The sequence below is a fragment of the uncultured Roseibium sp. genome, assembly GCF_947499295.1.
GTDB lineage: Bacteria > Pseudomonadota > Alphaproteobacteria > Rhizobiales > Stappiaceae > Roseibium.
Map to the genome: position 1 here is coordinate 177,361 of NZ_CANMNP010000006.1, position 13,013 is coordinate 190,373.

The 13,013-nt window shown below is 54.5% G+C and carries 8 protein-coding genes; 7 read left to right on the forward strand and 1 reads right to left on the reverse strand.

What is annotated here, in order from left to right; translation table 11 throughout:
- The first annotated feature begins 1 nt into the window (after position 1).
- The 5 genes from Q0835_RS12100 (at position 2) to Q0835_RS12120 (ending at position 7,956) form a co-directional block, all read left to right on the forward strand.
- Entirely contained in the window at positions 2-1,189 is a 1,188-nt protein-coding gene (locus Q0835_RS12100; protein WP_298961430.1) for a polysaccharide pyruvyl transferase family protein, read from the forward strand.
- Positions 1,190-1,411: 222 nt separating this feature from the next.
- Positions 1,412-2,941, forward strand: a complete 1,530-nt coding sequence (locus Q0835_RS12105; RefSeq protein WP_298961433.1) for a DUF6212 domain-containing protein — start codon at positions 1,412-1,414, stop codon at positions 2,939-2,941.
- 6 nt (positions 2,942-2,947) lie between these two features.
- Positions 2,948-5,761 carry a glycosyltransferase gene (locus tag Q0835_RS12110; RefSeq protein WP_298961436.1) on the forward strand — a complete coding sequence of 938 codons (2,814 nt, stop codon included), beginning with the start codon at positions 2,948-2,950 and terminating at the stop codon, positions 5,759-5,761.
- Between the two features lie 27 nt (positions 5,762-5,788).
- Positions 5,789-7,132 (forward strand): polysaccharide pyruvyl transferase family protein, encoded by a 1,344-nt coding sequence (locus Q0835_RS12115; protein ID WP_298961439.1) that lies wholly within the window; start codon positions 5,789-5,791, stop codon positions 7,130-7,132.
- On the forward strand, positions 7,129-7,956 hold the full coding sequence (locus Q0835_RS12120; RefSeq protein ID WP_298961442.1) for a glycoside hydrolase family 16 protein: 828 nt from the start codon (positions 7,129-7,131) through the stop codon (positions 7,954-7,956). The genes Q0835_RS12115 and Q0835_RS12120 overlap by 4 nt, the downstream gene beginning before the upstream one ends.
- 104 nt (positions 7,957-8,060) lie before the next feature.
- Here the strand turns inward: Q0835_RS12120 and galE are convergent, their stop codons facing one another.
- The gene (gene galE, locus Q0835_RS12125) at positions 8,061-9,089 is read right to left on the reverse strand and encodes a UDP-glucose 4-epimerase GalE (RefSeq protein ID WP_298961445.1); all 1,029 of its coding nucleotides are present in this window, start codon (positions 9,087-9,089) and stop codon (positions 8,061-8,063) included.
- 289 nt (positions 9,090-9,378) lie between these two features.
- On the opposite strand from galE, the gene Q0835_RS12130 reads away from it, so the two are divergent.
- Positions 9,379-11,715: a WD40 repeat domain-containing protein gene (locus Q0835_RS12130; RefSeq protein ID WP_298961449.1), complete on the forward strand. Its 2,337-nt coding sequence runs from the start codon at positions 9,379-9,381 to the stop codon at positions 11,713-11,715.
- A gap of 144 nt (positions 11,716-11,859) precedes the next feature.
- Positions 11,860-12,747, forward strand: a complete 888-nt coding sequence (locus tag Q0835_RS12135; RefSeq protein WP_298812949.1) for a methyltransferase domain-containing protein — start codon at positions 11,860-11,862, stop codon at positions 12,745-12,747.
- Positions 12,748-13,013: the final 266 nt, after the last annotated feature.

Genomic DNA, 13,013 nt, shown 5'->3' on the forward strand with positions numbered 1-13,013 from the left:
AATGTCCCGTATCCTCGTGATGATACCCTCCGGCGAAGTTTATGATCATAACAATGTGCGTTGGTACAGCCACCGGGACATTCAGCGCAATATCAATCATTACCACAATATTGGTGACGCCTTTGTCTTCGATTCTTCACTTAAACTGCTGAATTTCGACAAGCTGGAAACGCTTACGATCCGGGACTTCAATCCGGCCGAAATCGACCGGCTGCGTGAAGAATTCGACTATGTCGTGCTCCGCGGTTCCAACTACATCAACGAGCAGATGAATTGGGAGCTGTCGGAAAAAGTCCTGAACCGGCTTCAGCTGCCGGTGCTGGCATTCGGGATCGGTGCTCAGGCGCCGGTCGACGGAAAACTGTCCTTGTCAGAAACCACTCGGAATGTGTTGCGTTTGATCTCGGATTCGACCGCTTCGATCGGCGTTCGCGGTAACTATACAGCTGAGATTCTTGCGGATATCGGGATCACAAACACCAGAGTGATCGGTTGCCCGACAGCCTTTCGACACAATGATCCTGATTTGAAAATCCGACTGCCGAATATCGACGATGTCAGGAAAGTCGGCGTAACGGTCCGGCGTGAAGTGTCGCCTGCATATGCAAAGGATATCCGGCAATACCTGACTTTCCATCGAGACCTCATCAAATCGGTTGCGGGCCGCTTCGATACCGTCCTCATGGCGCAGGGCGAGCTTGAAGAGAAGAAGCTGGTTCTGGGAACGCCCGATCAGGGCGAGGAGGCAATTGCTTCGTTGCGCAAGAATGCCTGGGTAAGCGAATGGTATCTCGATGACGAGATTGAAGCTCTTTACAGAAACCGACTGTTCTATTCCGACGTAGTTGCCGACTACGACGCTTGCGTAAAGGCTTGTGACTTCGTCCTTGGTTATCGCCTGCACGGAAATCTCATGGCATTGGCCAACGGTGTTCCGGCCCTCTACTTCACCTATGACAGCCGTACACGCGAATTTGCAGATACATTCAGCATCCCCAGCTTCGACGTTTTCAGTGATCAGGTTTTTCGGCTACGAGACTTCTGGGACCAGAGCCTCTTCGACACATTCAATCGCGCCTATGCCGATACCTATTTCATCATGAGCGATTTTCTGAGCGAGAATCGTGTGGCTCACTTTATGCGCGATAGAACGCCTCAGAGCCATCCGCGAACTGCCGTGGCCATGTAATTTATTTCGAAATTGAAAGTATATTAAAAGTATTTTTCTTATAATAATAGTTCTTATTATAATAGATAAAATATTGAATAATATAAACAGATAAAAAGTTTGACAAATTTCTATGTTGCGCCGCATTATTGTCACAAATAATCATGAATCTTCGGATTGTATACTTGATTAAGAGGCGTTCCTTTTGCTGAGGGCCGTTTCGTAGTTCTATTGGGGGCTTGAATGTCAGTCGTGGCCACACAAGATGCGTTTCCGGTAAACAACTCATCCAGGGAGATCCTGCTCCTCAAGGAGCTGACGCTTGTCGTCGTCGGTGTCTCTCGTCAGGATATTCCTGGCTCGCTTTTGGAGGCGGTCAAAACCGTCTGGTTTGAGGGTGTTGAGGAAGGTTATGCGCAATTCACGGACGAGAATTCCGGACGCTTTCAAGTCTCGGAAGCTCCTCTCTTGCCGCTTGCAGTCATCATGGATCCTTCTGCTAGCGATGAGAAAGATAGTTTTCTCAAATGGCTGCAACACAGAGGCGTGACACAGCTGCCGCCGGTCATCGGCTGGGGGCGCAGCGGTGAAGTGGAAGCAATCTCCTCGCTCGTGGGGCTGGTGTCTGAGCATGTCATATCAGGTGCGCGCCGCTTGGTGCTTTCCAGCCGGGAGCTCAAGACGCTCCGCAGCCTCAACGACGATCTTCAAAACCGTTTTGCAGCGCTTGAAGCGTTTTTGAACAGGCACGGTCTTCAGCCGCTCGACCTTTTGTTCAGCAATGAACCAGCCGAAAATCCTCTCAATCCGAACGTGCTTGCAAGTGCTTCAGCTGACGGCATAACTCAGATCCTCCCTGTGCCAAGCTCTGGCGTCAGCGGCATTGCGCTTCATGTCGAACAAGCCGGCTCCCGGCCGGACATCAAGCTGCGCGCGCAGCTCATGACGCTGGAAGATCTTCGGATCGTCGACACCTGGCATTTTTCAAGCGGAGACCTTGCGTCCGGCTGGAATATATTTGGGTTGTCGCGGTCAACCGCCGGGTTGAAACGGACACTGGAATTCCGCCTTCAGTCCGAACAAACCGAAGAAGACGTGCCGCGTTTGTCCGTGGGCGGGTTGCAACCTGTCGACATGTTCCAGGTGCGGGATGCCGCCAACGGTGTGTCAGTGCTGAAAAACAGTCTCGCGCTTCAGGTCTGGGGCGGTATTCCAGGCGTTTCCATGCCGCAGCACGCCAACTACATACCGGCCCAATCGCAACAGGTCGATCTTGACGAAGGCTTTCGGGATGTGCCGATTGCCCCTGGTATTCTCGAACACGCAAGTCTTGCCAATTCCGACGAGGTGTCCTTCGACTTCGAGGCCATCATGCCGCTTCCGACAGAGCGCGCGATCGGTTGCCATCCACCTGCGGAAGGCATGACGATTGGTCAGTTGCCAGCCGCTTGCCCACCGCAGGTCATCCGTATGTCGGCCAAGGCCTTTATCGACAACAGTCAGGCTGCTGATATCGAATTTGCCATTGTGGTTGCGCAGGATCTGACTGCTGCCAAATCGCTCCTTTCCGGGGAACGGGAACAGACGGTTGGTGAAGCCTTTTCCGGCTGGAGTTCGGTGACCTACGGCGAGACGGCTCACGTCAGCGCATTTGCCAGCGAGCAGATCGGCGTCTGGCAGAATGTCTATTTCGCAACACGTATGAGCGAGCCGGGCGGTAATGATTTCGCCTGGGCAAAATTCGGCAATTTCCGCGCTGTTGTGAGCGGGTAGGCCGACATGCTTCAACAAACAGGTTCAAGACCGGGATTGCCGAATGTGCGTCATGCAATATTCGGTGGTTCCGGCATGCCAACGGCCACTGTTGCGATCGTTATTCCGGTGTTCAAGCACTCGGTTCTGTTGACAGAGGCGATCGACGCTGCCTTGGAGCAGGAAGCGCCTTTCAACATCGCGGTGATCATCGTTGACGATGGTTGCCCGTATCCAGAAACCGGTCAGACCGCCCGCGCTTACGCGTTGGCTCATGAGAATGTCTACTATCTGAAGAAGGCAAATGGTGGTCTGAGTTCTGCGCGTAACTACGGGATCGATTTTGCCTTGCGCAGTTTTTCCGATCTTGAGGCAATCTACTTCCTGGATGCCGACAATCGGATCACGCCAAGCGCAATCCGGGTGCTTATGGACTTTATGCGCTCTGATGACGACATAGACTGGGTCTATCCCAACATCGACAAGTTCGGGATTGAGTGGAACGGCAACTACACGACTGAGTATTCCCGTCTTCTGCATGTCACTTTCGACAATATCTGTGAGGCCGGCAGCCTGGTCTCCAGATCCCTCCTCGACGCCGGCGTTCGTTTCGACGAAAGCATGAAGTCCGGCTTCGAGGACTGGGATTTTTGGCTTCAAGCGATCTCCCTTGGTTTCAAGGGATCGAACTATCCGTTCTTCGGGTTCGAATATCGGCAGCGCGCAGAAAGCATGTTGCGGGACTCAAACCGCACGCGCGACAGCATCCTGAGTTACATTAAGGACAAGCACAAAAAGCTGTTCTCGACAGACACGCTGCTGGGCTGGGAACACGAAGAAGCTCCCCGTTTCGTTGCTTTTGGAGCAGACACTTATCTGGTGGATTTGTTCACCGATCCTTTGGCGCAACACGAAACGCACAGCATTGAGGAATTCGTGAAGACCTTCTGGTCGGCGCAAGCCGAGCCGGAAACCTTCGGCGTGCCGCCCTTTTGGCTCTGGCTGTCTCCGGCACACAGGGCAGCGCTCAGAAGCTGCGGTCTGTTGCACAATGTGCTTTGGCTCGGTGAGCGGCTCTCCGCGTCGCACCATTTTGTGGCACTGCGTTTTGAAAGCGACAAAGACAAGCTTGCAATTGACGTGAATACACTTGGTGAAGGTGCTGAACTTTCCAAGAAGCCACTAGGCTGGATGTGTTCGCTCAGCATCATGAAGCAATGCGTGGAAGACAAATCCGACGACTGGATCAGGACGTTGAGGGGGGCGAACCCATCCCCGAAGATTGCCGAAATCGTGATCAGAGGACCGTTTTCAGCCGAAAATATTCAGGGAACAGCTCTTTCTGCTACCAACAGCCTGCTGGCAACGCTCGGTGCGCTGCGGGAATCGGGATATCGGCACGGACCCGACAAGCGCTGGATCTGGCGGTCGGTCTATTTTCCGGAGCGCAGCAAATATTATGAGCTGCTCAGACATAGTGTCGGTGCATCGCCGATCATGCCGCGCCTGGCATCGAAGACAAAGCGGCTTCGCGTTGGGCTGCTGTTGCCGATCGCCACATATGGCGGTGTAGAGAAGGTTGCGTATGCGTCGGCTCGCGTTCTGAAAAACGCCGGCTGCGAGGTCCACCTCTATGTATTGGGGAAACCCGTCTACAACCGCATTGCCGACAATGATGGCGTTTTCGAGAGCATCAATTTTCTCGCTGATGACTATCCGTTGTGGGGCGGGCCGAACATGTTCTCCGGCCATGAATTGCTGATGGGACATGACGAGTATGCCCGCTCGGAAGAAGTGCTTGGCTTCTTGTCAGGGCTGGACGTCGTCATCAACAACCAGCTGGCTCCCGCAAATGCGATATTCGGCGAACTCAGGCGGCGCGGTGTCAAGGTCGTCAACTATGTGCACGTCCTGGACAGTTCCGAACTGGGCCGGCCCGCGGGTCATCCTTATCTCACGCTCGCCTATGAGCATATCTATGACAGCGTACTGACATGTTCGCGGGACATGGCGGAATGGTTGCACGGCATGGGCGTGCCGATGGCCAAGCTGTTGCACATTCCCAATGCCGCCGGTTATCCGCTTGCAGTCGAGGATGCAAAGGCTCTTGCGGAGAGCCGGAAGCTTGGCCGGGACGGCAGGTTGAGGGCGGTTTTTCTCGGTCGTCTGGACAGGCAGAAGGGCATTGAGCGGATCTTTGCCGCAGGACGAGCGCTTAAACAGCGCGGCATCGGCATCGACTGGCGCATTGTCGGATCGGATGTCATGGATGCCGACATAGGTGGATCGTGGAAAGACCGGTTCGCTGAAGTCGGTATACGAGTCGATCCGCCGATTTATGACAATCGCCATTTGAGCCGCCTGATGGCCTGGGCGGATGTCTTTGTGCTGCCTTCAAGATGGGAAGGCGCGCCGCTGACAATCATCGAGGCACAGCGTCTCGGTTGCATTCCGATTGCAACGGATGTCGGCGCCGTCGACGAATTGATCGACCACAAGGTCGACGGGCTGCTGTTGCGTGCGGACGATGACGGGGTGGCAACGCACGATCTGATCGTGGCGCTTGAGGCCTTGTCGAAATCCGAAAAACTGCTCCAGACGCTATCAGCAAACGCTGCTTCGCGGAGCGCGGAACGCAGTTGGGAAAAAAGCCTCCAGCCGTTCTTGCGCCAGCTTCACACCTGGTTCCCCGATCATTTGCAGAGCATCCGGCGCGCCAAGGCACCCAGCCCTCAAGTGTCCCGGTCTCAGGCCACCCAAGGGCCGGCTCGCAAACCAACGAGTTTCCCCCGAGGCATCAGCGAAACCGGCAATCGTCGGTCCGGTAATCGAAGGGTTTGAGCCCTCATTTGGAAAGGTTTCTATCACATGAAAAAGCTCTTCGTTCTCAATGGCGGCGCTGCCGTCAAGCCGGGTAACAAATCGGCGTTCCTGAAAATCGATGATCCCTTGTCGGCATTTGCGCGCGGCGGCATCAATACCGGCGACGTCCTGGTTTATGACGCGATGCTCAAAGCGCTGGCCTACGACCAGATCACCAATGTTCAGTTTGCACATGCCGCAGATGAAAAACTGTGGCCGAAGGACGACTACGACGCGACCGTTATTCGGGGGTCGAACTATCTCACCGAGACAGTGGACATTGGTAATGTCATTCCGCTTTTGAAAAAGTTGAAAGGACCAATTGTTCCGGTAGGCGTTGGTGCGCAGGCGGCAAAATACAAGAAACTTGAGCTGCCAAAGGGCAGTGTGGAAGCGTGGAAGATCATTGCAGACAAATGCGAAACCATCGGCGTGCGCGGTGTTTACAGTGCCGAAGTCTTCAACGATATCGGCATCAAGAACATCCGGATCATCGGATGCCCGAGTTTCTATCGGAACCTGAGGCCGTCCATTGAAATCAAGCCGCTGGATCCGGCCAATGCCCGGGTGGGTCTAACGCTCAACAAATACCTGTCGGCCGACTATGCCTCCAACGCCACAAAGACGAACAGGATGCAAAGGGCGCTTATTCAAGCTGTCGCCAAACGCTCGGCAAACCGCCTGTATTCGCAAGGAGAACGCGAAGAAACGCTCGCGATTTTCGAGACTGGAGAGGCCAAGCAGAAGCACATTCAGTCGATCCTCAACAAGTATCACCTTGAGGGAGACAAGGATGTCGAGGCGCTTGTGAGTGATCGCATGCAGGCCTTCTTTGATGTTGACGAATGGGCAGCCGATGCCAGAGAAAACGTCGACGTTCTTGTCGGGTTTCGTCTCCACGGCAATGTGATCGGTCTTCACCAGGGTATTCCCGCAGTGTTCTTTACCTATGACAGCCGGATACGCGAATTGTCGACGCTGTTCGCCATCCCTTCGGTCGAGATTGAAGACTATCTGCCGATCAATCTGGAGCGCATTTTCGAAAGTGCCGATTTCTCCAAGGTACAGCATGTCTACCGTTTGAACTATGCGGAGTATTATCGCTTCCTTACGGAAAATGGTCTGAACCATGTGCTTGCAAAGCCGGTTGCATCGCCACCGGAGCAACCGCTGGTCAAGCCAAATCTCGTTCGGGTGGAGCAGTCGGTCGAGGACGTTACCGGCTGGTTCAGGAATGAAGTGGACTTCATGACAGGCGAAATCGAGACGCTGCGCAGCCGGGCGTGGAACCTGGAACTGAAGCTGCGTGAGAAGACAGCTCCGGACGCCAAGGAAAAACTGGCAAGTTGAGCAGTCTGCACATCGACCCCGATACAGAAGACGTGGTGAGCCGCCGGAAATTCCTTTCAGGACTGGCGGCCGGTACGCTGGCAGGTGCTGCCTCCCTGGCGGTGCCCGCGCCGCTGTTTGCCTTGTCCTCGATTGATCTGCCGACGCCGCTTCAACAGACGAAGGGAGAATGGGCACTTACGTTTCGGGAAGACTTCAGCAACCGGAGGCAGTTTGACAAGGCATGGGAACGTGTGCGGATTGGTGGCGACGGTCACAAGACAATGCGATTTCCAAAGAACGTTGAGCTTGCAAATGGTGAACTGAACCTTCGTCTTGGGCATCAATCAGATCCGGAGCGACCGTTCACCGGCGGATACATTCGCACAAGAGACTTCCGTCAAACCTACGGGTATTTCGAATGTGAGATGCGTATTGCACGCGAAGCAGGCGTCAACAATGCCTTTTGGCTGGTGTCGGATCGCAGGACCGAGGGTAACACCCATTTCGAACTGGATGTCGCCGAAGTCAAATATCCCAATATCGTTCAGGTCACCGCACGGCGCTGGCGTCCTCAAAAGGATGTGCTGGCAGCAAGCTATCGCGCACATGTCCGTCTGGACGATGCATTTCACCGGTATGCAATGCTATGGACCAGCAATCGCTTCCGCTTTTATGTCGATGACCTGGAAGTCTTTGATGCGCCGAATGAGTTTGCTCATACCCCAGCTCTGGTTCTCTTGAGCAATGCCGTCGCCCCATTTGCTGGAAAGAATGATGGTGACGTGGTTGGGGCGGCTACGGCGGTCCGCAGCGTTAGGGTGTTTCGGGACTTTCAGCAGTAGTGGTATCGGGAAACAGTGCGTGAGCTGGAACTGCTTTGCCGACAGAATGAGACAAAAAAGCCGGCAGTGTGCCGGCTTTCCTGTTTGGATGGGCAATCTTTTGTTCAGGCTGCAGTTTCATAGCCGCGCGGGTTGTTGAGAACCCATTTCCAGGTATCTCTGCACATGTCATCGAGACCGCGGACTGCCTTCCAGTTCAAAAGGTTCTCGGCAAGATGTGTATCGGCATAGCACTCGGCAACATCTCCGCTTCGGCGTGGCGCGAAGGAATAGCGGATCTGTTTGTTGGACGCCCTCTCGAAGGCCTTGACCATCTGCAGAACACTGTAGCCATTACCGGTGCCCAGATTGACTGCAAAACAGTTTGAAGGGGCGGACCCGGAAGCCAGGATTTCATGTGCCCGCAAATGTCCTTCCACGAGATCAACAACATGGATGTAGTCACGCACACCGGTGCCGTCCGGTGTGTCGTAGTCGTTGCCGAAGACCGCGAGTTCAGTCCGTCGCCCATCCGCAACTTGTGTGATGAACGGCATGAGGTTGTTCGGAATGCCTTGCGGGTCTTCGCCGACGAGCCCGCTCTCATGCGCACCGACCGGATTGAAATACCGCAGGATACCGAACTGCCATGTTGGATCGCTTGCCGCGGTATCGCGCAACATGTCTTCAATCATCAGTTTGGTTCGGCCGTATGGATTGACCGCGCTGGTCGGATGATTTTCGGTGAGGGGCAGAAACTGAGGCTCTCCATAGACCGTAGCGGAAGATGAAAAGATCAATTGCTTCACGCCGCAGTTTGCCATTGCCGACAAAAGACTGTGAGTGCCGACCACGTTGTTGTCATAGTAGGCAAGCGGCATTCGGGTCGATTCCCCGACCGCCTTCAGGCCGGCAAAGTGTACAACCGCAGTGCAGCCGTACCGTTTCATGATCTCCTCGATTTTTGACTGGTCGCGGATATCGCCGATCTCCAACGCGACGTTCGCGCCGGTTATCGACGCCACCCGGTCCAAGCTCACATCGCTGGCATTGGACAAGTTGTCCACGACGACGATGTCATGTCCTGCCTGAAGGAATGTCAAACAGCAATGGGAGCCAATGTAACCAGCGCCCCCGGTGATGAGTACAGTCATCTGGACCTCTTCAAGTAATTAATACTATAATAAAGCTAATTTAATTCGAAATTCGAAGTATTTTAGCTTTCTTACTTTGTAATTTTACTTGGAATCACAAATAGATCTAGGGGTTATTGGCGTATAAATTGAAGTGTTATTCTTGGCGACTGAAGCTGGTTAACGCTTCAGGTCTCGATTTGAGGCTGTTTTGCGCAGCTCCGAAGCGCGTCCAGCCAAGCATTTCTTGGAAGCGGCCACTGGCAGTGTCATAATGAGCAAGTTGCCATTGCGACTTGGAGACAGCTGCATGAAACCCGCAATTGCTCTTCGCTTTTGTCTGAAAACGGTCTTCCGGCGAATACTTGTCCTTCTCGGCCTGTGTGCCGTTGGCAACGCTTTTGCCGGTGAAGAGACGAAAGAAAACAAAAGCCCGATATCGCAAAAGGTCGAATTGAGCGAAGGCTTCATCGCTGGTTTGTCCGGCCATTGGGCGGCCGCAGTCGACTATATCGCCTGGTCGCCAGACGGTACACGTGTCGCGACGGCCCCATGGGGTCCGTTCATCACCATCCGGAATGTCGATACAGGTGAAGCGAGCGCCGTCCTTTTTGGTCACAAGGGGGAGGTGGCCGATCTGGCCTGGTCTCCGGACGGAACGTATCTTGCAACTGCTGCTGAAGGTGATCCGGCCCGGCTGTGGGACGCTCGTACGGGCTCCCTGATCGTTGAATTTGACGGAGGCCTGCCGGGAGATTCAGCTGTTGCGTGGTCTCCTGACGGATCAAAAGTGGCCGCGACGATGGCCGGTGGGGTCGCTCTGTGGTCGGTTAGGGAAAATGTCGGTGAGTTCTTTCCGGCGACCTATTCAACAGCACAAGCACTTGCCTGGTCGCCAAGCGGCAAATACCTCGCACTTGCTTCAACCGACTATGCGTCTTCTGATCCAAGTTTCGATATATTGATATTTGATCCCGAAACAGGTGAACAGACCAATGTTCTGAAAGGGTTCGACGACACCATTCTTTCGTTGGCCTGGGCACAGAATGCCGAATTTCTTGCCGTTGGATCACAGGACCGCACGGCGCGCGTCTGGAATATCGATACCGGTGAGCTGGTGCTTGAAGTCGCTGACTTCGAGGATGATGCCGAAAAGGGGATCGCCTGGTCACCAGATAGCCAGAAGATCGCATTTGTGCTTGGCACAAATGACGTGCGCGTGGTCGATGTCGCGTCGGGCAAAACAATTGCTGAATTGTCATGCGGAAGTCCGGACTATGTCTGCGTCAACGTTGTCTGGTCTCCTGAGGGAGGAGCGATCGCCGCCGCAGGCGATGATGGCGGACTGCGGCTTTGGGAAACAGAAAGCTTTGGCCAAACCTATTCAAGAGTGGACGAAAACAATTGGATTGGTGCTCTGGAATGGTCTCCGGATGGAGGACGTCTTGCTGCCGGGTATTCCGATGATGCGCTCAGGATTTGGGATCGAAAGAGCCAGGAGACAACTCTGACGGTTCGCGGTCAGGCAAAACCAGTCGACCGCGTTGCCTGGTCGCCCGTCTCAAGTCTGGCCGCAATGGCTTTAGAGGACGGGCGTATCATCGTCTGGGACGAAACAAGCGGGAAACTGGTTGAGGAACTGACGGGTCACGAGGCAGAGATCCATGTTCTGGCCTGGTCACCCGACGGTTCACTTTTGGTGTCCGCTGACCGAGAAGAGGTGAACATCGTCTGGGACATGGCAACAGGTCGGAAGATTGCGGCTCTGAACGGCCATACCAACGATATTCTGACGCTCTCCTGGTCGCCCGATAGCGCGCAAATTGCCACCGGATCATGGGACGAGACCGCTCGCGTTTGGGAGGCGCGCACCGGCAACCAGATTTGGCTCCTGGAGGGCCATCAGGACGCAGTTCGTTCCGTTGCCTGGTCTCCGAATGGTACCATGATCGCCACTGGCGGAGACGAGAGTGTTGTGCGCTTGTTCGACGCCGGGACGGGTGCCGAAATCTCCCAGTCGGCAGTCCATGAAGACAGTGTTGAAAACCTCGCCTGGTCGCCGGAGGGGGACCTTTTGGCGAGTGCTTCAGAAGACGGCACGGTCAAGGTCTGGGACGAAAGGACAGGCGAGGCGAAAAGCGTCTTTTGCTGTACCGTCGATAATTCAACTCAGCTTTCCTGGTCGCCGGACGGGTCACGGCTTGCTTCATCCATGCGCGCGCGTGTGGTGATCTGGGACCGTAACAGCGGCGATGTTCTGACGAGCGAAACCAGCTTTTCACACTACCCGCAGTTTCTTGTCTGGTCGCCCGATGGAAAGTTCATTGCCGCGGGGTCTGAATTCGCGCCAGCGCGTGTCCACGGGACAAGACATGGCTGGTGGGTTCGAGAGTTCAATCGCGATCAGAGAACGTTCAATTGGCTCGATTGGGGTGGGCCAGAGGGAGCAATTGTTGTGGGCGACGAGGCGGGTCTTGTCGAAAGCCATGATCTCTTCGAAGGACGGCGCAAAGTTTTTCTGGTCGGCCAAGAAAGTGGCTGGGTTTCCTGCGATTGGGCGGCAAGCACCTGTCTCCGGGCTGATCATGGCGTGTTGCTGCAATCGGTTGAAAAGGATGGATTGATAAGGATCCCGATGCCTGATTGATAGCCGGTTGCAACAAGCTCTCAGATTGCCCGCTCTCCACCGTGGACAAGCATTTTGGGTGCAATTCTGATTTCTGCAAGCGTCGACGCAATTATTCCGAAATCTTGCTCTTTGATAGCTCCAATACAATCGGACAAAGCGAAGATGACACCTGAAGAACTCGCCATCGTGCGGTCTGCTTTTGCCAAGCAAATCTGTGCAACCGCAGGTGTAGACACAAACAATGACATAGAGCGTGCATTCAGCCGGGTGCACAGGGAAGATTTTCTGGGGTCTGATCCCTGGAGAATCGTAGACCTGGCGCACGCCCCCATTCAGCTTGCTGAAAACGATCCGGTCTATGCCTATCAGGATGCCTTGTTCGTATTGTCGTCGGCGCGGGGTGTCAACAATGGCAGCCCCTCGCTTCATGCCAGGATGCTGGGAGCGCTTGCACCCAAGACTGGCGAGACAGTCGTCCATCTGGGTGCCGGGACCGGCTACTATACGGCGCTCCTTGCCGAGCTTGTTGGACCGGATGGTCATGTTATTGCAATCGAACTGGATGAAGCGCTGGCGCAAAGCGCGCGACCGGCGCTTGAAAGCCGTGCCAATGTCACGTTTCACGTCGATGATGCAGCTGTTTGGCCCAAAGACGAAGTCGATGGCATCTACGTGAATTTTGCGGTTCTGGCGCCATTGGAAAAATGGATAGAAGGGCTTGCTGCCAATGGCCGCCTGGTCGTTCCGCTTGGTGTCCCGGGAAAGCCCAACCGGCCTGCAGGTCCCCGGTTTTCCCGTCATGGCGCAGCTTTTCTCATTCAGCGTTGCACTGCAGGGTTTTCCGCCTCCCGGATATGTCAGGCCTTTTTCATTCACGCAGAAGGTGGTGCCGGTTCAATGAAGCGGCAGGAAGTAGAAAGACTGCAAGACGCTTTCCGACGCCCCGGCATCGAATTCGTTCAAAGTCTCATCTGGCAAAGACCCTCAGACCCAACCCGCTGTTGGTTTTCAACTCCTAACTGGGCCTTGTCTTATGATCCAATTGAATAGCTAGCCCAACTTTTTCGCGCGGCGGGATGAGGTTTGGGCCTTGGGTTGTCCAACGATTCTATGAACCCGCAAGCCCCAAAGCAAAACGGCTCTTGCCTTCTCGGTGTTGCACGAAAGACGTATTCGCAGCGTCGACGTCATCGAGTTTCAGACTAGCCTATAGGATGGTGTCGTCTGGTGATGTGCTTCGTCGTAGGTTGGAAGGTATTTCAATATTGCTTTGTGAAATTTTTACAATGACCTACTACTATTCCGTGCAATGGATG

Bases quoted from the DNA above. Each gene is read 5' to 3' on its own strand.
- Q0835_RS12100 (WP_298961430.1), top strand. From the start codon at position 2: ATGTCCCGTATCCTCGTGATGATACCCTCCGGCGAAGTTTATGATCAT.
- Q0835_RS12105 (WP_298961433.1), top strand. From the start codon at position 1,412: ATGTCAGTCGTGGCCACACAAGATGCGTTTCCGGTAAACAACTCATCC.
- Q0835_RS12110 (WP_298961436.1), top strand. From the start codon at position 2,948: ATGCTTCAACAAACAGGTTCAAGACCGGGATTGCCGAATGTGCGTCAT.
- Q0835_RS12115 (WP_298961439.1), top strand. From the start codon at position 5,789: ATGAAAAAGCTCTTCGTTCTCAATGGCGGCGCTGCCGTCAAGCCGGGT.
- galE (WP_298961445.1), bottom strand. From the start codon at position 9,089: ATGACTGTACTCATCACCGGGGGCGCTGGTTACATTGGCTCCCATTGC.
- Q0835_RS12130 (WP_298961449.1), top strand. From the start codon at position 9,379: ATGAAACCCGCAATTGCTCTTCGCTTTTGTCTGAAAACGGTCTTCCGG.
- Q0835_RS12135 (WP_298812949.1), top strand. From the start codon at position 11,860: ATGACACCTGAAGAACTCGCCATCGTGCGGTCTGCTTTTGCCAAGCAA.